The sequence below is a fragment of the Kocuria sp. WN036 genome, from assembly GCF_002287015.1.
GTDB classification, from domain to species: domain Bacteria; phylum Actinomycetota; class Actinomycetes; order Actinomycetales; family Micrococcaceae; genus Kocuria; species Kocuria rosea.
Window position 1 is genome coordinate 24,718 of the sequence record NZ_NSKF01000027.1, and the last position, 22,956, is coordinate 47,673.

The 22,956-nt window shown below is 73.8% G+C and carries 20 protein-coding genes; 2 read left to right on the forward strand and 18 right to left on the reverse strand.

Going from position 1 to position 22,956, the window contains the following annotated elements; genetic code table 11:
• Positions 1 to 2: 2 nt before the first annotated feature.
• The 8 genes from CK505_RS14820 to rpsO form a co-directional block, all read right to left on the reverse strand.
• Entirely contained in the window at positions 3 to 3,002 is a 3,000-nt protein-coding gene (locus tag CK505_RS14820) for a DNA translocase FtsK (RefSeq protein WP_095651568.1), read from the reverse strand.
• A 73-nt stretch (positions 3,003 to 3,075) separates the two neighbouring features.
• On the reverse strand, positions 3,076 to 4,767 hold the full coding sequence (locus tag CK505_RS14825; RefSeq protein WP_017832917.1) for a ribonuclease J: 1,692 nt from the start codon (positions 4,765 to 4,767) through the stop codon (positions 3,076 to 3,078).
• Between the two features lie 13 nt (positions 4,768 to 4,780).
• Positions 4,781 to 5,737 carry a 4-hydroxy-tetrahydrodipicolinate synthase gene (gene dapA / locus CK505_RS14830; RefSeq protein ID WP_017832918.1) on the reverse strand — a complete coding sequence of 319 codons (957 nt, stop codon included), beginning with the start codon at positions 5,735 to 5,737 and terminating at the stop codon, positions 4,781 to 4,783.
• Positions 5,738 to 5,804: 67 nt separating this feature from the next.
• Complete coding sequence (locus CK505_RS14835) at positions 5,805 to 6,437, reverse strand: hypothetical protein (protein ID WP_176475375.1); 633 nt, start codon at positions 6,435 to 6,437, stop codon at positions 5,805 to 5,807.
• Between the two features lie 5 nt (positions 6,438 to 6,442).
• Positions 6,443 to 7,246, reverse strand: a complete 804-nt coding sequence (dapB, locus tag CK505_RS14840; RefSeq protein WP_017832920.1) for a 4-hydroxy-tetrahydrodipicolinate reductase — start codon at positions 7,244 to 7,246, stop codon at positions 6,443 to 6,445.
• Positions 7,247 to 7,308: 62 nt separating this feature from the next.
• On the reverse strand, positions 7,309 to 8,733 hold the full coding sequence (locus CK505_RS14845) for a pitrilysin family protein (protein WP_017832921.1): 1,425 nt from the start codon (positions 8,731 to 8,733) through the stop codon (positions 7,309 to 7,311).
• Between the two features lie 54 nt (positions 8,734 to 8,787).
• The gene (locus tag CK505_RS14850) at positions 8,788 to 11,052 is read right to left on the reverse strand and encodes a polyribonucleotide nucleotidyltransferase (RefSeq protein WP_017832922.1); all 2,265 of its coding nucleotides are present in this window, start codon (positions 11,050 to 11,052) and stop codon (positions 8,788 to 8,790) included.
• Positions 11,053 to 11,314: 262 nt separating this feature from the next.
• Positions 11,315 to 11,584: a 30S ribosomal protein S15 gene (gene rpsO / locus CK505_RS14855; RefSeq protein ID WP_017832923.1), complete on the reverse strand. Its 270-nt coding sequence runs from the start codon at positions 11,582 to 11,584 to the stop codon at positions 11,315 to 11,317.
• A gap of 298 nt (positions 11,585 to 11,882) precedes the next feature.
• On the opposite strand from rpsO, the gene CK505_RS14860 reads away from it, so the two are divergent.
• Positions 11,883 to 12,752: an aldo/keto reductase gene (locus tag CK505_RS14860; protein ID WP_176475376.1), complete on the forward strand. Its 870-nt coding sequence runs from the start codon at positions 11,883 to 11,885 to the stop codon at positions 12,750 to 12,752.
• 22 nt (positions 12,753 to 12,774) lie between these two features.
• Here CK505_RS14860 and CK505_RS14865 read toward each other — a convergent pair whose 3' ends face one another.
• The 10 genes from CK505_RS14865 to rimP form a co-directional block, all read right to left on the reverse strand.
• Positions 12,775 to 13,776: a bifunctional riboflavin kinase/FAD synthetase gene (locus CK505_RS14865; RefSeq protein ID WP_017832925.1), complete on the reverse strand. Its 1,002-nt coding sequence runs from the start codon at positions 13,774 to 13,776 to the stop codon at positions 12,775 to 12,777.
• Between the two features lie 30 nt (positions 13,777 to 13,806).
• Positions 13,807 to 14,466 (reverse strand): GNAT family N-acetyltransferase, encoded by a 660-nt coding sequence (locus CK505_RS14870; protein ID WP_095651569.1) that lies wholly within the window; start codon positions 14,464 to 14,466, stop codon positions 13,807 to 13,809.
• Positions 14,467 to 14,566: 100 nt separating this feature from the next.
• Positions 14,567 to 15,049, reverse strand: a complete 483-nt coding sequence (locus CK505_RS14875; RefSeq protein ID WP_081994572.1) for a hypothetical protein — start codon at positions 15,047 to 15,049, stop codon at positions 14,567 to 14,569.
• Positions 15,050 to 15,104: 55 nt separating this feature from the next.
• Positions 15,105 to 15,476: a hypothetical protein gene (locus CK505_RS14880; protein ID WP_017832928.1), complete on the reverse strand. Its 372-nt coding sequence runs from the start codon at positions 15,474 to 15,476 to the stop codon at positions 15,105 to 15,107.
• Positions 15,476 to 16,528: a tRNA pseudouridine(55) synthase TruB gene (gene truB, locus CK505_RS14885; RefSeq protein ID WP_095651570.1), complete on the reverse strand. Its 1,053-nt coding sequence runs from the start codon at positions 16,526 to 16,528 to the stop codon at positions 15,476 to 15,478. Before truB ends, CK505_RS14880 begins: the two co-directional genes overlap by 1 nt.
• A 20-nt stretch (positions 16,529 to 16,548) precedes the next feature.
• Positions 16,549 to 16,998: a 30S ribosome-binding factor RbfA gene (gene rbfA / locus CK505_RS14890; RefSeq protein ID WP_017832930.1), complete on the reverse strand. Its 450-nt coding sequence runs from the start codon at positions 16,996 to 16,998 to the stop codon at positions 16,549 to 16,551.
• Between the two features lie 158 nt (positions 16,999 to 17,156).
• Complete coding sequence (gene infB, locus CK505_RS14895) at positions 17,157 to 20,024, reverse strand: translation initiation factor IF-2 (protein ID WP_095651571.1); 2,868 nt, start codon at positions 20,022 to 20,024, stop codon at positions 17,157 to 17,159.
• Between the two features lie 204 nt (positions 20,025 to 20,228).
• Positions 20,229 to 20,579, reverse strand: coding sequence for a YlxR family protein (locus tag CK505_RS14900; protein ID WP_255250970.1), 351 nt, complete (start codon positions 20,577 to 20,579; stop codon positions 20,229 to 20,231).
• 195 nt (positions 20,580 to 20,774) lie between these two features.
• Positions 20,775 to 21,755, reverse strand: a complete 981-nt coding sequence (gene nusA, locus CK505_RS14905; protein ID WP_017832933.1) for a transcription termination factor NusA — start codon at positions 21,753 to 21,755, stop codon at positions 20,775 to 20,777.
• Between the two features lie 191 nt (positions 21,756 to 21,946).
• Entirely contained in the window at positions 21,947 to 22,462 is a 516-nt protein-coding gene (gene rimP / locus CK505_RS14910) for a ribosome maturation factor RimP (protein WP_095651572.1), read from the reverse strand.
• A 100-nt stretch (positions 22,463 to 22,562) separates the two neighbouring features.
• On the opposite strand from rimP, the gene CK505_RS14915 reads away from it, so the two are divergent.
• On the forward strand, positions 22,563 to 22,956 hold a 394-nt coding region (locus CK505_RS14915), incomplete at its 3' end, for a hypothetical protein (protein ID WP_217987560.1).

Genomic DNA, 22,956 nt, shown 5'->3' on the forward strand with positions numbered 1-22,956 from the left:
GCTCAGCGGCCGGTCAGCTGCCAGGCGTCCTCGGACTCCTCGGGGTCCTCGGCGCCGTCGCCGTGGTCGGTCGCGGTCCGGGCCAGCGAGGCCTCGACCGGGTCCTCGCCGTAGTCGACCGACCCGCCGGCGCCGGCCTGCGGCGCGGGCGGCTCCTCGCCCCGGAGCACGGCGAGGGTCGCGGCGAGGTCGTCGGGCTTGACGAGCACGTCCCGCGCCTTGGACCCCTCGGAGGGCCCGACGACGCCGCGGGACTCCAGCAGGTCCATGAGCCGGCCGGCCTTGGCGAAGCCGACGCGCAGCTTGCGCTGGAGCATGGAGGTGGACCCGAACTGCGTGGTCACCACGAGCTCGGTGGCCTGCAGGAGGACGTCGAGGTCGTCCCCGATGTCCTCGTCGATGGTCTTCTTGGGGGCCTCCTGCACCACGTCCTGGCGGTAGTGCGCCTTCATCTGGCCCTTGACGTGGTCGACGACCTCGTGGATCTCCGACTCGGTGACCCACGCGCCCTGCACGCGCATCGGCTTGGAGGCGCCCATGGGCAGGAACAGGGCGTCGCCCTGGCCGATGAGCTTCTCGGCGCCCGGCTGGTCCAGGACCACGCGGGAGTCGGTGACCGAGGACGTCGCGAACGCCATCCGGGAGGGCACGTTGGCCTTGATCAGACCGGTGACCACGTCCACGGAGGGCCGCTGGGTGGCGAGCACCAGGTGGATGCCGGCGGCACGGGCGAGCTGGGTGATCCGCACGATCGCGTCCTCGACGTCGCGCGGGGCGACCATCATCAGGTCCGCGAGCTCGTCGACGATCACGAGGAGGTACGGGTACGGCCGGATCACGCGCTTCGAGCCGGGCTCGGGCTGGACCTTGCCGTTGCGCACGGCCTTGTTGAAGTCGTCGACGTGCTTGTACCCGTAGTGCGAGAGGTCGTCGTAGCGGGCGTCCATCTCCCGCACGACCCACTGCAGCGCCTCGGCGGCCTTCTTGGGGTTGGTGATGATGGGGGTGATCAGGTGGGGCACGCCCTCGTAGGCGGTCAGCTCGACCCGCTTCGGGTCGACCATGACCATCCGCACCTCGTCCGGGGTGGCGCGCATCAGGAGCGAGACGATCATCGAGTTCACGAAGCTCGACTTGCCCGCGCCGGTGGCGCCGGCGACGAGCAGGTGCGGCATCTTCGCGAGGTTGGCCACGACGTAGCCGCCCTCGACGTCCTTGCCCACGCCCATGACCATGGGGTGCTCCGTCTTGCGGGCGTTGTGCGAGCGCAGGACGTCGCCCAGGGACACGGTCTCGCGGTCGGTGTTCGGGATCTCGATGCCGATCGCGGACCGGCCGGGGATCGGCGAGAGGATGCGCACGTCCGCGGAGGCCACGGCGTAGGCGATGTTCTTGGACAGCGCCGTGACGCGCTCGACCTTGGTGCCGGAGCCCAGCTCGATCTCGTACCGGGTGACGGTGGGCCCGCGGGAGAAGCCGGTGACCACGGCGTCCACGTTGAACTGCTCCAGCACGCTCGTCAGGGAGGCGACCACGGCGTCGTTGGCCTCGGAGCGCTCCTTGGGCGGCGGTCCCTGCACGAGCGCGCCGGCCGCGGGCAGGGAGTAGGCGATGTCGCCCTCGAGCTTGAGCTGCTCCGCGCGGGCGGGGATGGGCGACTCGGGGGTGTGGGTGCGGGCGGTGACGGACGTGGAGCCGGTGGGCTCGGCGGCCACGTCCTCCAGCGCCGGGGAGCCGGAGCCCGCGGCGGTGTCCGCGGCCGGCTCGAGGCCCTGCTCCCGGCGAAGCCGGCGGGCGGCGAGCTGCTCCTGGGTGGGCCGCTTCTGCCCCGGCCGGGGGACGTCGCCCCCCTGCTCCGCGGCGGCGGTCGGCTCGGCGGATCCCGCCGCCCCCGCCGTTCCCGCCGTTCCCGCCGTTCCCGCCGCGGCGGCCCGCTGCCGGGCGGCGCGCGCGGAGTCGACGTCGAAGACGCGGGTGGGCGCCTGGCCGTCGGCGGCCTCCTCGGCGACGACGGCGCGCTCGAAGGCCTCGTCCCCGCGGTAGCCGTCGAGGGCGCGGCGCTCGGCCTCGGCCGCCTTGCGCTCGCGGCGCTTCTCGCGGCGGGTCTTGGCCGCCTCGGCGCGCGCGGCGTGCTCGTCGAGGTAGGAGCGGTCGTGCCGGGCGGCGGACACGTCGGTCGCGGAGACGGGCCCGTCCTGGCCCATGAGCCGCCAGTAGCCCTGCCGCAGTCGCGGCAGGATGAGGTTGACGGGCGTCGCGGTGACCACGAGCACGGACAGGAACAGGGCCGCGACGAAGATCGCGCCGGCGCCGACCGGGGTGATGAGGGCGCTCAGCGGGTCGGCGGCGAGGAATCCCACGTAGCCGCCGGCGCTCCGGAGCGCCTCTTGGCCCTGGCTCGGGGACGGCTGCCCCAGGAGCACGTGCGCGAGGCCGGAGCCGGCGACGACGGCGGCGCCCAGCCCGATCGCGATGCGGTTGTTGGCCGAGGTGTCCTCGGGGTGGCGGAAGCGGCGCAGGGCGAAGCCCACGAGGGGCAGCGGCAGCACCAGGGCCGTCCAGCCGAAGGTCCCCGCGAGGACCTCGTGCACCGCCACGGCGGGGACCGCCAGCCACGGCGCGGACGCGCCGGGCAGGTTCCACCACTCGACGGCCGCGGCGAGCAGGCCCAGCAGCAGCAGGAAGAGGGCGCCGCCGTCGCGCAGCGACTCCGCGGGCACGTCCGTGCGCAGGGTGCCCATGCGGCGCACGGCGCCGCCGACCACGTGGGCGAGGGCCGTCCAGACGCCTCCGACGGCGCGGGCGCACCAGGCCAGGGCGGCGCCCGTGCCGTGCAGCACCCGCGGGGAGCTCGCGGCGGGCGCCGCGGAGCCCCGTCCGGCGGTCGACGGACGGCGGGTGGAGGTGGACCGGCTGGATCCCGACGACCGCGCAGAAGACGTGCTGTTCTTGCCACGCGACGTCGAGGCGCCCTTGCGGGCGGGGGAAGTACGAGTCGCCATGCTCCCAGGGTAGACCACGGCCTCCCCCCGTCAGCGGTGCCGCACGGGGGGGGGGGGGGGGGGGACCGGGGGCTCAGGCCTCGATGACGACCGGGACGATCATGGGCTTGCGGCGCAGCCGGCGGCTGACCCAGGAGCCGATGGTGCGGCGCACCACCTGCTGGAGCTGCTGGGTGGTGTGGTTCTTGCCCGAGTGGTTGATGGCGTCCTCGAGCGCGGCGGTGATCCTCGGCTTGATCTCGTCGAACACGCTGTCGTCCTCGGCCACGCCGCGGGCGTGCACGTCCGGGCCGGTGACGACCTTGCCGGTGTCCCGGTTCACCACGGTGATGACGGAGATGAAGCCCTCCTCGGCCAGCACGAGCCGGTCCTTGAGGTCGGCGTCGGTGATGGTGCCCACGGAGGAGCCGTCCACGTAGACGTAGCCGCACTCGACCTGGCCGGTGATCCGCGCCTCGCCGTCGGCCATGTCCACCACGGTGCCGCCCTCGGCCAGGAGCACGTGGTCGGTGGGCACGCCGGTCTCCTCGGCGAGCTTGCCGTTGGCGATGAGGTGGCGGACCTCGCCGTGCACCGGCATGACGTAGCCGGGCTCCACGATGTTGTAGCAGTACAGCAGCTCGCCCGCTGCGGCGTGCCCGGAGACGTGCACCCTGGCGGTGCCCTTGTGGACCACGGTGGCGCCCAGCCGCATGAGCCCATTGATGATCCGGAAGACCGAGTTCTCGTTGCCGGGGATGAGCGAGGACGCGAGGATCACGGTGTCGCCCTCGGTGAGCTGGACCTTGTGGTCGCCGTTGGCCATCCGGGACAGCGCGGCCATCGGCTCCCCCTGCGACCCGGTGCACATGATGACCAGCTCCGAGTCCGCGTGCTCGTCGATCCGCTTCTGGTCGATCAGGGTGTTCGGCGGGACCTCCAGGTAGCCCAGCTTCTCGGCGATGGTCATGTTGCGCACCATGGACCGGCCCATGAACGCGACCTTGCGCCCGTGCTCGGCGGCGGCGTCCAGCACCTGCTGCACGCGGTGGACGTGCGAGGAGAAGGACGCCACGACCACGCGCTTCGGGGCGCGCCCGATCACGTCCGCGAGGACGGGGCCGATGTGCTTCTCCGTGGGGGTGAACCCGGGGACCTCGGCGTTGGTGGAGTCGGTGAGGAACAGGTCCACGCCCTCCTCCCCCAGCCGGGCGAAGTGGCGCAGGTCGGTGATCCGGCCGTCGAGCGGCAGCTGGTCCATCTTGAAGTCGCCCGTGTGCAGGACGGTGCCGGCCTTCGTGCGCAGGAACACCGCGAGGGCGTCCGGGATCGAGTGGTTGACGGCCACGAACTCGCACTCGAACTCGCCGAGCCGCTCGACCTGCCCCTCCCGCACCGCCATGGTGTAGGGCTTGATCCGGTGCTCCTGGAGCTTCGCCTCGATGAGCGCGAGCGTCAGCCGGGAGCCGATCACGGGGATGTCGGGGCGGCGCTTCAGCAGGTACGGGACGGCGCCGATGTGGTCCTCGTGGCCGTGGGTCAGCACCACGGCCACGACGTCGTCGAGCCGGTCGACGATGTGGTTGAGGTCCGGGAGGATGAGGTCCACGCCCGGCTGGGTCTCCTCGGGGAAGAGCACGCCGCAGTCGACCACGAGCAGCTGCCCGTTGATCTCGAACACCGTCATGTTCCGTCCGACCTCGCCCAGCCCGCCCAGCGGGACGACGCGCAGGACGTCCTTGCCGAGGGCGGGGGGAGCCGCCAGGTCGGTGTGCCACTGGGTCATGGGACCCCTTTCGTCAGTCGATGGTCTCGAGGAGGGTGTCGGCGACGACCGAGCCCCGCAGGTCCGCGCGGATCAGGGCGGCCTCGGCCTCCGTGGGCGGGACGTGCGGGAGCCGCACGGTGTTGTGCGGCAGCCGGCCCTGCCACATGAGGATCGTCTTCGCCGCGACGGCGCCGGGGGCGCGGGTCATCGTGGCGCGGACGACGGGCTCGAGCTCGGCGTTGATCCGCCGGGCCGCGGCGAGGTCCTGGGCACGGACCGCGTCGACGAGCTCGCGGTACCGGGCGGTGGCCACGTGGGTGGTGACGCCGATGAGCCCGGCGGCGCCGATGGCCATCCAGGGCAGGGTCAGGCCGTCGTCGCCCGAGTAGTAGAGCAGGTCGGTCTCGGCCAGCACCCGGGTCGCGGCGACCAGGTCCGCCTTGGCGTCCTTGACGGCCACGATGTTGGGGTGCCCGGCCAGGGAGATGAGGGTCTCGGTCGCGATCGGGATGCCGGCGCGGCCGGGGATGTCGTAGAGCATGATCGGCAGGTCCACGGAGTCCGCGAGGCTGCGGAAGTGGGCCTCGACACCGGCCTGGGAGGGCTTGTTGTAGTACGGGGTGACGATGAGCAGCCCGTCCATGCCGAGCTTCTCGGCCGCGCGGGAGAGGTAGCGGGAGTGCTCGGTGTCGTTGGAGCCGGTGCCCGCGAGCAGCGGCACGCGGGAGCCGACGGCCTCCTTGACCGCGCGGAACACGGAGAGGTTCTCCTCGTCGGTCATGGTGGAGTACTCCCCCGTGGTGCCGCACACCACGAGGCCGTCGCAGCCGTCGTCGACGAGCTGGACGGCCATGGCCGCGGTGGCGTCCAGGTCCACGGACCCGTCCGCGGCGAAGACGGTGATCATCGCGGTGAGCAGCGTCCCGAACAGGGGCTCGGACCGGGTCGCGGGGAGGTCGGCGGAGGAGGGCGAGGCGTTGGCAGTCATGGGTGCCAGGTTACCGCCTCCGCGGCGGGGGCACCGGCGGGCGGGCGGCGGGGGCTCGCCACCACGGTCAGGCCCGGCCCTCGCCCGGGGGGTCGGCGGGCTCCACGTTGTGGGGGGTGCGCCCGCGGGAGAGGGCCACGGCGTCGCGCATCGCGGAGCGGGCGCGGGTCCGGTCCCCGGCGGCCGCGTAGGCCAGGGAGAGCCGGTACCAGTTGCGCCAGTCGCCCGGGTCCGCCTCGGTCTGCGCCCGGACGGCCCCGAAGCGCTCGTCGGCGGCCTCGCGCACGATGCGCCCGCCGGGGGTGCGCGGGAGGTCGTCGGGCGGCAGCCCGCCCTCCTCGTGCAGCGTCCGGCCGAGCTGCTCGGTCCGGACCCCGAACAGGATCTCGCGCACGAGCGCCCACACGCCCACGGCCGGGAGCACCAGCATGGCGACGCCGAAGGCCTTGGCGATCCAGCCGTCCGTGCCCAGCAGCAGCACCGCGCGGTGCAGGCTCAGGCCCAGGTAGACGACGAGCAGCGTCACCATGGCCGCGGCGAGCATCTTCGCCTTGCTCGTGGACTCCAGGAGCGTGAAGACGCCCGCGAAGACGAGCACGGCGAGGATCCACAGCTTCGAGCCGCCGGGGACGGGCAGCAGCCACAGGGTCAGCAGGGCCGCCGCGAGCAGGCCCCAGATCCAGGCCCGGATGGAGTCCATCGGCGCTACAGCCCCAGGTCGAGGTAGCCCTCGAGCCCGTGCGTGAGCCCCTGGTGGGAGCCCACCTCCCGGACGCCGAGCACCACGCCGGTCATGAAGGAGATCCGGTCGAAGGAGTCGTGCCGGATGGTGAGCTGCTCGCCGACGCCGCCCAGCAGCGTCTCCTGGTGGGCGACGAGCCCGCGCAGGCGCACGGAGTGCACCCGGACGTCCTCCACGAGCGCGCCGCGGGCCCCGCCCGGGTCCTGCTCCGTGGCGTCCGGCGACGGCGCGACCCCCGCGGCCCGCCGTGCCTGCCCGACGAGGGCGGCGGTGCGGGCTGCGGTGCCCGAGGGGGCGTCCACCTTGTCCGGGTGGTGCAGCTCGACGATCTCGACGGACTCGAAGAACCGGGCGGCCTGCGCGGAGAAGCGCATGGCCAGCACCGCGCCCACCGAGAAGTTGGGGGCGACGAGCACTCCCACCCCGGGGTGCTCGGCCAGCAGCGCCTCGAGCCGGTCCAGCCGCTCGGCGTCCCAGCCGGTGGTGCCCACGACGCAGTGCATGCCGTGCTGCACGGCGAAGCGGACGTTGGCCTCCGTGGCGGAGGGGACCGTGAGGTCGACCACGACCTCCGCGCCGGCGGCGACCAGGGCCTGGAGGGAGTCCTCCCGGCCGAGCTCGGCGACGAGCTGGAGGCCCTCGGTGCGGCGCACCGCCTGCACGGCCTCGCTGCCCATCCGCCCGCGCGCGCCGAGCACGGCGACGCGCAGCTCGGCGGGGGCGGACGGCGGGGCGTCGGTGGTCACGGGGGCGGTGCGCTCGGTCATGGCTCCAACTCTAGGTCACGGGAGGGGCGGCGCCGCCGCCGGCTCCCGGCGGCGGCGTGCGGTCAGCGGCGGGTGGGCGCCACGATGGTGGTCACGACCGGGCCCTCGGCGAGCCACCCCGCGAGCTCCCGGACCTGCTCCGGGGTCACGGAGCGGACCCGGTCCAGGGACTCGTCGATGTCGAGGAACTCCCCGGACTTCAGCTCCGCGGAGCCCAGCCGGGACATCCGGGACCCGGTGTCCTCGAGGGCGAGCACGGTGCCCCCGCCCAGCTGGCCCACGACCTTGCGCAGCTCGTCCGCCCCGATGCCGTCCCGGGCGAGCGTCTCCAGCTCGCCGGCCATGAGCGCCAGGACCTCGTCGGTGCGCGCGGGCAGGCACCCGGCGTACATCCCGAAGTAGCCGGCGTCCGAGTAGGCGCCCGAGAAGGAGAACGTGCTGTAGGCCAGGCCGCGCTTCTCGCGGATCTCCTGGAACAGGCGGGAGGACATCCCGCCGCCCAGGGCCGCGTTGAGCACGGTCATCGCGAAGCGGCGGTCGTCCCCGGCCACGAGCCCGGGCCGGCCGACGACCACGTTGGTCTGCTCCACGGGCCGCTCCAGGAAGTGCTCGCCCCAGTCCGGCTCCAGGGGCGCGGGGGTGCGCTCGCGCCGCGGGAGGGGGGCCGCCGGGGCGGCCGGGTCCCAGCCCGCGCGCTCGAGGGCCTCGGCGACGAGGGCGACGACGACGTCGTGCTCGAGGCCGCCGGCGGCCGTGACCACGAGGCCCTCGGGCCGGTAGTGGCGGCGGTAGTGCTCGACCACCGCGTCACGGGGCACCGCGAGGATCTCCTCGGGGGTCCCGCCGATGGGCCGGCCGAGGGGGTGGGCCCCCAGCACCCGCTGGGTGAACTCCTCGAAGGCGACGTCCTCGGGGTCGTCCTTGTCCATCGCGAGCTCCTCGAGGATGACCCCCCGCTCCCGCTCGAGCTCGTCCGGGTCCAGGGCGGCCGACGTCACCATGTCGGTGATGACGTCGATCGACATCGGCAGGTCCTCGGCCAGGACCCGCGCGTAGTAGCACGTGTGCTCCTTGGCCGTGGCGGCGTTGGACTCCCCGCCCACCTCGTCGAACGCCTCCGCGATCTGCAGCGCCGAGCGTCGCTCGGTGCCCTTGAACAGCAGGTGCTCGAGGAAGTGCGTGGAGCCCAGGCGGCCGGGCTGCTCGTCGCGGGAGCCGACGCCGACCCAGAAGCCGACCGTCACGGCCCGCTGGGCGGGCATCCGCTCGGTGACCACCCGGGTGCCGCACGGCAGGACCGTGCGACGGACCACGTTGCCGCCGGCGCCCTCGTGGAGGGTGTGGCTGAACCCCGCGGCGGCCGTGGTCAGGGCCGCGGCCGCGGCGGAGGGGGAACTGCGGGGAACCGCCGAGAGGCGGGCGTCCGGGCCGGGGGTGCTCCCCGGGCCGCGGTCGCCCGCCTCCAGCGGCAGATCGACTGCCGTCATCCAGCTGTGCTGCTTTCTGTGCTCGTGCGGTGCTGTGCGCGGGACGGGCCCGGCTCAGGCCTCGGTGGCGTCGTCGTCCTCGGTGGGTACGTTGGGCTCCTCGGCGACCACGGGGGCCAGGGACAGCTTGCCGCGGTCGTCGACCTTCGTGATCTCCACCTGGACCTTCTGGCCCACGCCGAGGACGTCCTCGACGTCGGTGACGCGCTTGCCCTCGTTGAGCTTGCGCAGCTCCGAGATGTGCAGCAGGCCGTCCTTGCCCGGGGTGAGGGAGACGAAGGCGCCGAAGGTCGTGGTCTTGACCACGGTGCCCAGGTAGCGCTCGCCGACCTCCGGGACCTGCGGGTTGGCGATCGCGTTGATCGCCGCGCGGGCCGCCTCGGCCGAGGGGCCGTCGGTGGCGCCGATGTAGACGGTGCCGTCGTCCTCGATCGAGATGTCGGTGCCGGTGTCCTCCTGGATCTGGTTGATCATCTTGCCCTTGGGGCCGATGACCTCGCCGATCTTGGAGACGGGGACGGTCACGGAGATCACGCGGGGGGCGAACTCGCTCATCTCGTCCGGCTGGTCGATGGCCGCGTTCAGCACGCCGAGGATGTGCAGCCGGGCCTCGCGGGCCTGGGTCAGCGCGGCGTCCAGCACCGAGGAGGGGATCCCGTCGAGCTTGGTGTCGAGCTGGATCGCGGTCACGAACTCGGAGGTGCCCGCCACCTTGAAGTCCATGTCGCCCAGCGCGTCCTCGGCGCCCAGGATGTCGGTCAGCGCGGCGTAGCGGGTCTCCCCGTCCACCTCGTCCGAGACCAGGCCCATGGCGATGCCGGCCACCGGCGCGCGCAGGGGCACGCCGGCGTTGAGCAGCGACAGGGTGGAGGCGCAGACGGAGCCCATCGACGTGGAGCCGTTGGAGCCCAGCGCCTCGGAGACCTGGCGGATGGCGTAGGGGAACTCCTCGCGGGAGGGCAGCACCGGGGTGATGGCCCGCTCGGCCAGTGCCCCGTGGCCGATCTCGCGGCGCTTCGGGGAGCCCACGCGGCCGGTCTCGCCGGTGGAGTACGGCGGGAAGTTGTAGTGGTGCACGTAGCGCTTGTGCTTGACGGGGGACAGCGAGTCGATCTGCTGCTCCATCTTGAGCATGTTCAGCGTGGTCACGCCCATGATCTGGGTCTCGCCGCGCTCGAAGATCGCGGAGCCGTGCACGCGGGGCAGGACCTCGACCTCGGCGGTGAGCTGGCGGATGTCCGTCAGGCCGCGGCCGTCGATGCGGACCTGCTCGGTGAGGATGCGCTGGCGCACGGTCTGCTTGGTGAGCGCCTGGTAGGCGCCGTTGACCTCGTCCTTGCGGTCGGCGAAGGGCCCGTCCTCGCCGGCGAGCTCGGCCAGGGTCGCCTGGTGCAGCGCGTCGGTCGCGGTCTCGCGCTCCTGCTTGTCGGCGATCGAGTACACCTCGGCGAGCCGGGTGCCGACGGAGGCCGCGACGGCCTCCTTGACGTCGTCGCCGAAGCCGCCGAAGCGGGGCAGGTCCATGTCGGGCTTGCCGGCGCGGGCCTTGAGGTCGGCCTGGGCGTCGCACAGGGCCTTGATGGCGGGCTTGGCGGCCTCGAGGCCCTGGGCCACGAGCTCCTCGGTGGGGGCCACGGCGCCGTTGTTCTTGATCAGGTTCCAGGAGTTGTCGGTGGCCTCGGCCTCGACCATCATGATCGCGACGTCCTCGGAGCCGTCCTTGCCGGTCACGACGCGGCCGGCCACGGCCATGTCGAACACGGCGTTCTCGAGCTGCGAGTGCTTCGGGAAGGCCACCCACTGGTGCTGGCCGTTCTCGCCGGCCATGAGCGCCACGCGCACGCCGCCCACGGGACCCTGGAAGGGCATCCCGGACAGGGTCGTGGCCATGGACGCGGCGTTGATCGCGACGGTGTTGTAGATCTCGTCCGGGTTCATGGACAGGATCGTGACGACGACCTGCACCTCGTTGCGGATGCCCTTGCCGAAGGCGGGGCGCAGCGGGCGGTCGATGAGCCGGCAGGTGAGGATCGCGTCCGTGGAGGGGCGGCCCTCGCGGCGGAAGAACGAGCCCGGGATGCGCCCGGCCGCGTACATCCGCTCCTCGACGTCGACCGTCAGGGGGAAGAAGTCGAAGCCCTGGCGGGGGGACTTGCCCACCGTGGTGGCGGCGAGCATGGTGGTGTCCTCGTCGATGGAGACGAGGGTGGAGCCGGCGGCCTGCTTGGCGAGGCGGCCGGTCTCGAAGCGCACGACGCGCTTTCCGTAGGAGCCGTTGTCGATGACGGCTTCGGCGTACTGGATTTCGGGACCCTCCAAGGGTCACCTCCGTTTCGTGTCGGCGGGACCGTCCGCGCGTCACCCGGTCTTCGATCGAGATCCACGGAAGGTCCGGGGCCGCGGGGGCCGTCCGGTGTCCGGAGATCACTACCGAGGACCGCGAATGATCGGCGCGGTGGCCCCGTCTGGTGTTCGATGGTGCTGTCTCTGGTGGTGCGGGGGTCCGCCCGGCTGCTGTGCCGTGCGGGCCCGGTGCTCGGCGGCGTCCTCCCGTTGCCGGGCGGACGCCGCCGGGTGCCGACTAGCGGCGCAGGCCGAGCCGCTCGATGAGCGTGCGGTAGCGCGTGATGTCGGTGTCGCGCAGGTAGGTCAGCATGCGGCGACGGCGACCGACCAGGGCCATCAGGCCGCGGCGGGTGTGGTGGTCGTGCTTGTGCTGCTTCAGGTGCTCCGTCAGATCGGCGATCCGGCGGGTCAGGACCGCGATCTGCACCTCGGGCGAACCGGTGTCGCCCTCGTGGGTGGCGAAGTCCTTGATGATCTCCTGCTTGATGGCGGCGTCGAGTGCCACGTGTAACTCCGTTCGAGTCAGTACCGTGCGGCCCGGACGACGGGCTCGTCGCCGGGTCCCGGGACTCCCCGGGGGTCCGACAACCACGGACTGCAGTCGGACCGCCGTCCAGTCTAGCGGACCCGGGCGCGCCGCCCCACCCCCGGGCGGCGCGGCGCGCTGCGCTGGGCCTCCCCCGGCCGGTGGGCCAAGATGGGAGGGACACGACGGCGGGGTCCCGGCGCACGGCCCGTCCGGGCCGGCCAGGACCGGGCCGGCAGCACGTGGACGAGCAGGACGAGACGAGCAGGAGCAGCGCGTGAGCAAGGACGAGAAGGACGGGCGGGGCCCGGCGGTCGCCGACCGCACGCACACGATGCGGGACGGCCGGCGCATTCCCGCGATCGGGCTGGGCACCTACCCGATGGACGACGCCGGGGCCGAGGCCGACGTCGCCGAGGCCCTCATGCTGGGCTACCGGATGGTCGACACCGCGGTGAACTACGGCAACGAGACGGGCGTGGGGCGCGCGATCGCGGCGGCCGGCGTGCCGCGCGACGAGCTGTTCCTCACCACCAAGCTGCCGGGCCGGGACCACGGCACGGACTCCGTGCGCCGCTCGCTCGAGGGCTCCCTGCGGCGGCTGGGCACCGACCACGTGGACCTGTACCTCATCCACTGGCCGAACCCGTCGGTCGGCCGGTACGTCGAGACGTGGCGGACGATGCTGGAGCTGCGGCAGGAGGGGCTCGTCCGCTCGGTGGGGGTGTCCAACTTCACGCCCGCCCACATCCGGCGCCTGGTCGAGGAGACCGGCGAGACGCCGGCCGTCAACCAGGTGGAGCTGCACCCGCAGTACCAGCAGGAGCGGCTGCGGGAGTTCCACGCGGAGCACCGCATCATCACCCAGGCCTGGTCCCCGCTGGGCCGCAAGACCGATCTGCTCCAGCACGAGTGGGTCGCGCGGATCGCCCGGCGGACCGGCCGCACCCCGGCCCAGGTCGTCCTCCGCTGGCACCTGCAGTCGCACACCGTGCCGATCCCGAAGAGCTCCGACCCCCGGCGCATGGCCGAGAACCTCGACGTCTTCGACTGGGAGCTGGACGAGGAGCAGATGCACCGGATGCAGATGCTGCACACGGGGATCAGCGGGTCGGGGTTCGACCCGAACGAGCACGAGGAGATGTAGGGGCCCGGCCGGCCGCCGGGGCTCAGGCCTCGGCGGCCAGGATGCCGCGGGTGCGCTCGACGTCGTCGTCCATCTGGGCCACGAGCTTGTCGACGCCCTCGTAGGCGACCATCCCGCGCAACCGGGCGACGAACTCCACGACCACCTCCTGGCCGTAGAGGTCGAAGTCCTCGACCCGCTCCTCGGGGCGGTCGATGACGTGCGCCTCGACCTGCCGGGGCACGTTCTCGAACGTCGGGTTGGACCCCACGGAGATCGCGGTGGGCCAGCGGGTGCCGTGGGCGTCGAGCAGCCACCCGGCGTACACCCCGTCCGCGGGGACGAACCCGGCCGCGTCCGGGGACAGGTTGGCCGTGGGATAGCCGAGCTCCCGCCCGCGGGCGGCCCCGTGCACCACCTCCCCGCGCATCCGGTGGTGGCGCCCGAGCAGCCGGGCGGCCGCGCGCACGTCCCCCGCCTGCAGGCAGGCGCGGATCCACGTGGAGGAGCAGCGCCGCTCCCCCGCCGCGGTCACGGCCGGGGCGTGCTCCGGGTGCTGCTCGTGCAGGGGGTCGAGCAGGTCGTCGACCACGCGGACCTCGAACCCGTGGCGCTGCCCCAGCTCCCGGAGCGTGTCGATGTTGCCGGTGTTGTCCTTGCCCAGGCGGGTGTCCTCGCCCACCACGAGGCAGCGCGCGCCGAGCGGGCCCACCAGGGTGCCCAGCACGAACTGCTCGGTGGACTGGGCGGCGAACTCCAGGCTGTACTCCAGCACGAGGGCGGCGTCCGCGCCGGTTCGCTCGAGGGCGTCCAGCTTGTCCTCGGTGCCCATGATCAGTCCCGGGTGGCTGCCGGGGCGGTGCACCTGCGCGGGGTGCGGGTCGAACGTCACGACCACCGAGGCCCAGCCCAGCTCGCGGGCGGAGTCGACGAGCTGGGACAGCACCCGCTGGTGGCCCCGGTGGACACCGTCGAAATTGCCGATGGTGACGACCGACGGGCCGAAGCCCGGGGGGACGTCAGAGAGATCTCGCCAGCGGAACACGCTTCTCCTCGCAGGAACGGAACAGGCAGGTCAGGGTCGGGGCGGCACGGGCCGGTGCGGGCCGCCGGGCTCCTCCGCGGGGGCGGCGGCCGGGGACGGCGGGCCGTCCCACGGGGCCTGCGGGGAGCGGGGGTCCTCCGCGCCGAGGGTCAGGATCCAGGCGTCCACCGAGGCGCCGCGCTGCTCCATGAACCCGTCGATCCGCACCGGGGAGCGGAAGCCCAGCCTCCAGGCGAGCTTGCGGCTGGCCCAGTTGGGGACCTTCGCCATCCAGTAAGCATAGGTGAGGCCCAGGGGCCCGAAGGCGTGCTCGAGCAGCAGCCGGCAGGCGGCCTCGGCGGCGCCGGTGCCGCGGGCGTGGGGGCCGAAGTTGAGCCCGATGTCCGCCGTGGTCCCGCGCAGGGCGTTGAGCCCCACGGTCCCGTGCAGCCGGTCGGTCCGGGCGTCGGCGACCGCCCAGTTGTACTCGCGGCCGGCGCGCCAGGCGGCGGGGACGAACTCCTCGACGTACCAGCGCGCATCGGCCTCCGTGTAGCCCAGGGGCACGGTGGTGAACTCCGCGGCCGCGGGGTCCGCGCAGTTGCGGGCCAGCTGCGGGACGTCGCGCTCCTCGAGCCGGCGCAGCACCACGGTGCCGTCGGTGAGGACGGGGACGTCGTAGTCCTCGGCGCCGTCGGGGCGTACGGGCATCGGCGGGGGTCCTTTCGGGAGGCGTGCGGCACGGGGCGCTCCGGCCCGCGACCGAGCCTACCCGGTGCGTGCCGGTGCGCCGCGCGGGACGGACGGGCGCTCAGGCGGGTGCCCGCCCGCCCCGGGGCCGGGACCGGCGGAGCCAGGCGAGGCCGACCACCGGCAGCACGAGCGGGACGTAGCCGTAGTCCTGCCCGAAGTGGGACCACACGCTGGCCTCGGGGAACAGTTCCGGGACGAGCACCGAGAGCAGGCCCACGCCGAGCACGCCCAGCAGCTCCACGGCCACGGCGGCCGTGGCCAGCCGGTGCCAGCGGGGGCCGGGCCGGGCGAGGGCCACGGTGGCCACCACGTAGACGGCCGCGGCGAACGCGGAGAGCAGGTACGGCAGCGGCGCGGCCTGGAAGTCCGTCGCGATCTGGTAGAGCGAGCGGACACCGGCGGAGAGGGAGAAGACCGCGTAGACCACGACGACCAGCCGGCCGAAGCCCGAGGACTTGCGGTCGCCGCGCGCCGGGGCGGCGCGGGGCCCGAAGCGCCGCTGCAGCCGGGTGGGGCCGTCCTGCGGGCGGTCGTGCGTCATCGGGGCCTCTTCTGCGGGGTCGTGATGGGCCGGGAACCGGTCCGGGGTCCGGGGCTCACTGGTAATACCAGATGTAGTTCATGCGGTAGACCATGATGGCCACCACCGGCCCCGCGGCCGCGAGCACCCAGTTGGACCAGCTCGAGCGCTCCACGAGGGACCACACGAAGGTTCCGGCCGGGATGAGCAGGGCGGTCAGCAGGTAGCCCCAGTACTCGAGGGCCGATCCGGTGGGCCCGGGCCCCCGCACGTGCATGACGACCGTGCCCACGGCGTAGACGAGCAGGAACGCCTCGAGCAGCAGCACGGAGCCCTGGGTCCAGTCGTCGGGCCGCCGCCCGCGTGCGGCCTGCACGGCGCACACCAGGAAGGAGAGGGCGCCCAGCAGGACCGCGGCCCAGAACCAGCCGTCGTAGCCCCACAGCATCAGCGCTCCTCCTGGGTGGTCCCGGGCGGCCCGGGGAACCGCTCCCCGGGCAGGAAGACGAGCACGGGCTTGGCGGTGCGCTCGCCGCGGTGGCCGCGGTCGGACAGCAGGGCCACGAGACGCCCGTCGGGGGCGAAGCCGGCGGTCACGGCGTCCTGGTCCGGCAGGGTCCCGCCGTGGCCAGGGCCGCTGTCGGCGGCGCTGGGACCGATCCGGCGGCCGTGGGCGACGTCCTGGGCCTCGGCCGCGGTCAGCCGGCGGACGGGGAACAGACCGGCGGCGGCCTCCTCCAGGCTCGTCACGGGCAGCGGGCGGCCGGCGGCCACCTCCGCGGCGAGCTCCTCCAGGGTGGACGCGTCCTCGAGGGTCCACGCGCCCACCCGGGTGCGGCGCAGCGCGGTCAGGTGACCGCCCACCCCGAGGCCGGCGCCGAGGTCCCGGGCCAGGGCCCGGACGTAGGTGCCCGAGCTGCAGGTCACGGTGACGTCGACGTCGAGGACCTCCCGCCCGGCGTCGTCGGCGGTCCGCACGAGCCGGTGCACGGCGAACTCGGAGACGGTGACGGGGCGCGCGGCGAGCTCCACGTCCTGCCCGGCGCGGACCTGGGCGTAGGCGCGGCGGCCCTCGACCTTGATCGCGCTGACCTTCGCGGGGACCTGCTGGATGTCCCCGGTGAGCCGGGCGACGCCGGCCGCCACCGCGTCCTCGTCCACCGCCGCCACGGCCCCGGGGGCGGCGACGTCGACGACCTCCCCCTCGGCGTCGTCGGTCACGGTGGCCAGGCCGAGCCGGATCGTCGCGGCGTACGTCTTGTCCCGGCCCACCACCCAGGTCAGGAGGCGGGTGGCCCGGTCGACGCCGAGCACCAGCACGCCCGTGGCCATGGGGTCCAGGGTGCCGGCGTGGCCCACCTTGCGAGTGCCCGCGAGGCGGCGGGCGCGGGCGACGACGTCGTGGCTGGTCCAGCCGGCGGGCTTGTCCACGACCACGAGCCCGGACGGCGTCGGCAGGGACGGGTCCGGACTCGGGACGTCAGGCTTCGTGCGGGTCACTTCCCCGGTGCCCCGCCTGCTCAGCGGTCCCGGGAGGACTCGTCGTCCTCCTCGGCCGGCTTCCGGTAGGGGTCCTCGCCGGCGGCCCAGCTGGCCCCGGCGGCCTGGGCGGCAACCTCGGCGTCCTTCTCCTTGGCCGCGCGCAGCACCTCCTCGAGGTGGGAGGCGTTGACCGGGATCTCGTCCGGGACGAAGGTCAGGGTGGGCGTCAGGCGGGCCGTGATGTTCCGTCCCACCTCGCTGCGCAGGACGCCCTTGGCGGACTCGAGGGCCGCCCGGGTGTTCTGCTGCTCCTCCGCGGTGCCGAACACCGTGTAGTACAGGGTGGCGTGCTGGAGGTCGTTGGTGACGCGGGCGTCCGTGATGGTCACGAAGCCCAGCCGGGGGTCCTTGACCCGGCGCTCGAGCGCCTGGGCCACGACGACCTTGATCCGGTCGGCGAGTCGGGCGGCGCGTGCTGCGTCAGCCATGGTGGATGCTCCTCGGGTCGGGGCGGTGCGGTGCTCGGCGCGGTGCTGGCGACGAGGCGGGGAACGGTGCTGGAACAGGGGCGGCGGCACGGGCGGGCGCTGGGCCCGCCCGTGCCGCCGCGGGTGTCCCGCGCGCGGGGCGCGGGACTCGGGACGGGTCAGGCGCGCGGCTTCTCGCGCATCTCCCACGTCTCGATGAGGTCGCCCTCGTGGATGTCGTTGAAGGAGCCGAGCCCGATACCGCACTCGTAGCCCTCGCGGACCTCGGTCGCGTCGTCCTTGAACCGGCGCAGCGAGTCGATGGTGAGGTTGTCCGCCACGACGCTGCCGTCCCGGACGAGCCGGGCCTTGGAGTTGCGTCGGATGGTGCCCTTGGTGATGTAGGCACCGGCGATGTTGCCCCACTTGGAGGAGCGGTACACCTCGCGGATCTCGGCGGTGCCGAGCTCCACCTCCTCGTACTCCGGCTTGAGCATGCCCTTGAGCGCGCTCTCGACCTCGTCGATGGCGTTGTAGATCACCGAGTAGAACTTCATCTCGACGCCCTCGCGGTCGGCCAGCTCCGTCACGCGCTCGGCGGGACGGACGTTGAAGCCGATGATGATCGCGTTGTCCACGGTCGCCAGGTTGACGTCGTTCTGGGTGATCGCGCCGACGCCGCGGTGGATGACCCGCAGCTGGACCTCCTCGCCCACGTCGATCTTGAGCAGCGAGTCCTCGAGCGCCTCCACGGCACCGGACACGTCGCCCTTGATGATGAGGTTGAGCGTGTCGATCTTGCCGGCGGCCACGGCCTCGTCGAAGGACTCGAGCGTGATCCGCTTGCGGCGCTTGGCGAGCAGGGCGTTGCGGTCCGCCGCCTGGCGCTTCTCGGCGATCTGGCGTGCGGTGCGCTCCTCCGGGGTGGAGAGGAACGTGTCGCCCGCCCGGGGCACCGAGTCGAGGCCCAGCACCTGCACGGGACGCGAGGGACCCGCCTCCTCGACGGACTGCCCGTTCTCGTCGAACATGGCGCGCACCCGGCCGTACGCGGCACCGGCGACGATCGCGTCGCCGACGTGCAGCGTGCCGGACTGGACGAGCACGGTCGAGACCGCACCGCGGCCCTTGTCCAGGTTCGCCTCGATGGCCACGCCGCGGGCGTCCTTGTTCGGGTTCGCCGAGAGCTCGAGCGCGCCGTCCGCGGTCAGCACGATCGCGTCCAGCAGGTCGTCGATGTTGAGGTTCTGGCGCGCGGAGACGTCGACGAACATGGTGTCGCCGCCGTACTCCTCGGGGACCAGGCCGTACTCGGTGAGCTGGCCGCGGATCTTCTCCGGGTTCGCGTCGGGCTTGTCGATCTTGTTCACCGCGACCACGATCGGCACGCCGGCGGCCTGGGCGTGGTTGAGCGCCTCGACCGTCTGCGGCATGACGCCGTCGTCCGCGGCGACCACGAGCACGGCGATGTCCGTCACCTGGGCACCACGGGCACGCATGGCGGTGAACGCCTCGTGGCCCGGGGTGTCGATGAACGTGATCTGCCGCTCCTGGCCGTCGACCTCGGTGTCGATCTGGTAGGCGCCGATGTGCTGGGTGATGCCACCGGCCTCCCCCTCGATCACCTTCGTGTTGCGGATCGCGTCGAGCAGGCGGGTCTTGCCGTGGTCGACGTGGCCCATGACGGTGACGACCGGCGGGCGCGCCTCCAGGACGTCCTCGCCCTCGGCCGCGGCCTCGGCCTCCAGGTCGATGTCGAAGGACTCGAAGAGCTCGCGCTCCTCGTCCTCCGGGGAGACGACCTGGATCCGGTACCCGAGCTCCGCGCCCAGCAGCTGGAAGGTCTCCTCGTCGAGGGACTGCGTCTGCGTGGCCATCTCGCCGAGGTGGATGAGCACCGTGACGAGGGAGGCCGGGTTCGCGTTGATCTTCTCGGCGAAGTCCGTGAGGGACGCGCCGCGCCGCAGGCGGACGACCGTGGTGCCGTCGCCGTGGGGCACGGAGACGCCGCCGACGGACGGGGCCTTCATCTGCTCGAGCTCCTGGCGCTTCGCCCGCTTCGACTTGCGCTGCTTGCCGCGGGCACCGCCGCGCCCGAAGGCGCCCTGGGTGCCACCGCGGCCGCCGCGGCCGGGGCCGCCGCCGGGACGGGAGAACCCGCCCCCGCCGCCGCCGGGACCGCCGCGGCGGGGACCTGCGCCGCCGCCGGCCGGCCGGGAGCCGATCGGGGCCACGCCGGTGGTGTGCCCGGGCATCATGTTCGGGCTGGGGCGTGCGCCGCCGGGGCGGGGACCGCCCTGGGGACGCGGGCCGCCCTGGCCCTGCGGACGGGGACCGCCCTGACCCTGGCCCTGCGGGCGGGGACCGCCCTGGCCCTGGCCCTGGGGACGCGGTCCGCCCTGGCGCTCGGGACGGCCCGAGCGCATGCCCTGCTGGGCGGCGAACGGGTTGTTGCCCGGACGCGGACCCGCCGGGCGGGGAGCACCGGGGCGCGGCGCGGCCGAGCCCGGACGGGGCGCGGTGCCACCGGGACGCGGCGCGGCGGAGCCCGGACGGGGCGCTCCGCTGCGGCCCATGCCCTGCTGGCTGGCGAACGGGTTGTTGCCCGGGCGCGGGCCCGGGGCGGGGGTCCTGGCGCCCGGGGCCGCCGGGCGCTGCGGCGCGGACCGCTCCGGGGTCGAGGACGGCTCGGCGGAGCGCTGCTCGGGCGGCTGCTCGGCCGGCCGCTGCTCGGCGGCCTTCTCGGGCGCGCGCTCCGGCGCCTTCTCGGCGGGCTTGGCGGCCGCCGGGCCCGGGGCGGGCGCGGAGGTACCGGGCCGGGACGAGGCGCCGGGCTTGGACGCGGGCTTGCCGGCGGGCGCCGGGGCCGCCGGGGCGGACTTCTCCGCCCGGCCGGCGAGGGCGGAGCGCAGCTTCTTGGCGACGGGCGGCTCGACGGTCGAGGACGCGCCTCGGACGAACTCACCCAGGGTCTGAAGCGTGGAAATCGCTTCCTTGGACGTTATTCCGAGCTCTTTCGCGAGCTCGTGAACGCGGGGCTTGGCCACTTCTCTCCTGTCTCGGTCCGCACCGAAACAGGCACGAACCACTTATTTTCCGTTGAGGCTCCCGGAGTATCGGCCGTCGAGGACGGCGCGGGGTCGCGGGAGGCCGTTGGCAGAGCACAACGAAGCACTCATCGCTGGGCACTCATCGGTTTTCCATCGGTTCTCTGACTCGCTTTCCAGTTCTTCACCCGCGTACGGACGTGGTCACCGGCCCGGTCGGACCGCGCGGGCTGCCGTCCGGGGACGGCTGTGGTCGGCACTCGTGCGTCCGGTCGCCGGGGCTGCCCCTGTGGACAGCAGAGCGTCCAGTGCGGGGGCGACCGCCTCCGTGTCCACGACCGCCCGGAACGCGCGCCGGAAGGCGCGCCGGCGCAGGGCCGAGTCCAGGCACTCGTGGGAGGGGTGGAGCCAGGCTCCGCGACCGCCGAGGCGGCCGTCCCGGTCGACCACGGCCCGGAGGCCGCTGTCGGTCGGTTCGGTCACCACACGTACGAGCTGGTCAGGGTGTTCGGTGGTCCGGCATCCGATGCACGTGCGACGGGAGTCTGCACTCACTCGCTCGGTACTCCTCGTCTCGCGCCGGGACGTCGGGGACGTCCCGTGCGGGCCGGGAGCGGGCGCCGGACAGGGACCACCAACGATCTGACCGCTGTCCAGTCTATCCCGGGGACCGCCCTGGGCCGAAACCGGGGGCGCGCGGGATCCCGGGACCGCCCCGGGGCGGGGGCGCCGGTCCCGCCGCGGCGCGGCTCAGCGGCGCTCGGCGGCCTTCGACTCGGGCACGATGTCGATCTTCCAGCCCGTGAGCTTGGCGGCCAGGCGGGCGTTCTGGCCCTCCTTGCCGATGGCCAGGGACAGCTGGGTGTCGGGGACCACGGCGCGGGACGAGCGGGCCCGCTCGTCGAGCACGCTCACCCGGGACACCTTGGCCGGGGACAGGGCGTTGGCGATGCAGCGGGCGGGGTCGTCCGACCAGTCGACGATGTCGATCTTCTCGTCGTGCAGCTCGTTCATCACGGCGCGCACGCGGGAGCCCATCTCCCCGATGCAGGCGCCCTTGGCGTTGATCCCGGACTGGGTGGCGCGCACGGCGATCTTGGTGCGGTGGCCGGCCTCGCGGGCGATCGCCATGATCTCCACGGAGCCGTCGGCGATCTCCGGCACCTCCATCTCGAACAGGCGGCGCACCAGGTCCGGGTGGGACCGGGACAGCGTGATGGACGGGCCCTTCATGCCGCGCTTGACCTCCACGACGAAGGCGCGGATGCGCGCGCCGTGCGGGTACTTCTCGCCGGGGGCCTGCTCGTGCGGGGGCAGCACGCCCTCCACGGTGCCGAGGTCGACCTGGACCATGTGGGGGTTGTGCCCCTGCTGGATCTGCCCGGAGACGATCTCTCCCTCCCGGCCCTTGAAGTGGCCCAGGACGGCGTCGTCCTCGACGTCGCGCAGCCGCTGGAGGATGACCTGGCGGGCCGTGGAGGCGGCGATCCGCCCGAAGCCGGCCGGGGTGTCGTCGAACTCCCCGACCGCCTCGCCGTCCTCGTCCAGCTCGGGCGCCCAGATGGTGACGTGGCCGGTCCGGCGCTCGATCTCGGCGCGCGCTCCCGGCAGCGCGCCGGCGGTCTTGTGGTACGCCAGCAGGAGGGCCTGCTCGATGGTGGGGATGAGCAGGTCCACGGGGATGTCGCGCTCACGCTCCAGCAGTCGGAGGGTGCTCATATCGATGTCCATGTCCGGCCTTCCTCACCTGACGGCCCCGGGGACGGCGCAGCGCACCGTCGGGGATGACGGGGCGCCGCCACGGGTCGTGCTCGCGCACTCGTCGTCGCACTCGGTTGTCGTCGCACTGCGGACCGCGGCGCCGGTGGGCGCCGCGGCGTCAACGGCACATCTTACACTCGTGCCGAGTGTGGCCGGGTCCGTCAGTCCGTGAACTCGACCTCCACCCTGGCCCGGCGCACGGCCTCGAAGGCCCAGCGCTCCGGGTCGAGCAGCCGGGCCGGCATCCCCTTCTTCACCTGGTGGCTGCGCTGCAGGACCACGCCGTCCTGGCCGACCTCGAGCAGGCGGGCCGTGAACTTCTCGCCCTCCACCGGGGTGACCCGCACCAGCCGGCCGATCGAGCGGCGCCAGTGCCGCGGGGCCGCGAGCTCCCTCGTGGCCCCCGGGGAGGACACCTCCAGCTCGTAGGCCGAGCCCGGCACGGGGTCCGTGCGGTCGAGGAGCTCGGACACCGCCCGGGAGACCGCGGCGATCCGGTCGATGTCCACGCTGTCGGTGCTGTCCTCCGGCAGGTCCACGAGCACCTGCAGCACGAGCCCGGTGCCGGCGGGCTTCAGGGCGACGTGCTCCAGGACGAGCCCCGACTCCTCCACCGCGGGGCCGATCAGCTCGGCCAGCCGCTGGTCGTCGGGTCCGGGGGTGCTCTGCTCGCTCACGGGGTCTCCTCGTGCTGTCGGGACGTCGGGGTCGGTCCTGGAGATCCTATGATGAACGCGGCCCTCCGCCGTCCCCCGCAGCGTCCCCCAGGAGCCCCCGGTGACCGATCCCCGCACGCCCGTCCCCCGGGTGCTCCCGCTGGTGCTGGGGGTCCTGCTCGCCACCGGGGCGTCCGGGGCGTGGTGGCTGGACTCCGCCCGGCCGGTGCCCCCGGACGAGGTCGCGCGCGCCGAGGCGTGGCGGGGAACCGAGGCGCTGCTCGCGGCGCCCGCCCCGGCGCCCGCCGCCGCGTGGGCGGACGTGCGCGCCGACCTGGCCCGGCAGCTCGAGGCCCTCGGTCCCGCGCCCGACGACCGCACGAGCGCCGCCGCCCGGGCCGGGCGTCCCTCCCCCGCCGGCGGCACCGGCGGCGTCAGCCCCGGAGACGCCGGGGACGCCGGGGACGCCGCGGAACCGGGCGCCACGGCGTCCGCCGTGCTGCGGACGACGGCGA

Bases quoted from the DNA above. Each gene is read 5' to 3' on its own strand.
- CK505_RS14825 (WP_017832917.1), bottom strand. From the start codon at position 4,767: ATGACCCAGTGGCACACCGACCTGGCGGCTCCCCCCGCCCTCGGCAAG.
- CK505_RS14870 (WP_095651569.1), bottom strand. From the start codon at position 14,466: ATGCCCGTACGCCCCGACGGCGCCGAGGACTACGACGTCCCCGTCCTC.
- CK505_RS14875 (WP_081994572.1), bottom strand. From the start codon at position 15,049: ATGACGCACGACCGCCCGCAGGACGGCCCCACCCGGCTGCAGCGGCGC.
- CK505_RS14835 (WP_176475375.1), bottom strand. From the start codon at position 6,437: ATGGACTCCATCCGGGCCTGGATCTGGGGCCTGCTCGCGGCGGCCCTG.
- nusA (WP_017832933.1), bottom strand. From the start codon at position 21,755: ATGGACATCGATATGAGCACCCTCCGACTGCTGGAGCGTGAGCGCGAC.
- rbfA (WP_017832930.1), bottom strand. From the start codon at position 16,998: ATGGCTGACGCAGCACGCGCCGCCCGACTCGCCGACCGGATCAAGGTC.
- CK505_RS14880 (WP_017832928.1), bottom strand. From the start codon at position 15,476: ATGCTGTGGGGCTACGACGGCTGGTTCTGGGCCGCGGTCCTGCTGGGC.
- CK505_RS14845 (WP_017832921.1), bottom strand. From the start codon at position 8,733: ATGACGGCAGTCGATCTGCCGCTGGAGGCGGGCGACCGCGGCCCGGGG.
- dapA (WP_017832918.1), bottom strand. From the start codon at position 5,737: ATGACTGCCAACGCCTCGCCCTCCTCCGCCGACCTCCCCGCGACCCGG.
- dapB (WP_017832920.1), bottom strand. From the start codon at position 7,246: ATGACCGAGCGCACCGCCCCCGTGACCACCGACGCCCCGCCGTCCGCC.
- CK505_RS14820 (WP_095651568.1), bottom strand. From the start codon at position 3,002: ATGGCGACTCGTACTTCCCCCGCCCGCAAGGGCGCCTCGACGTCGCGT.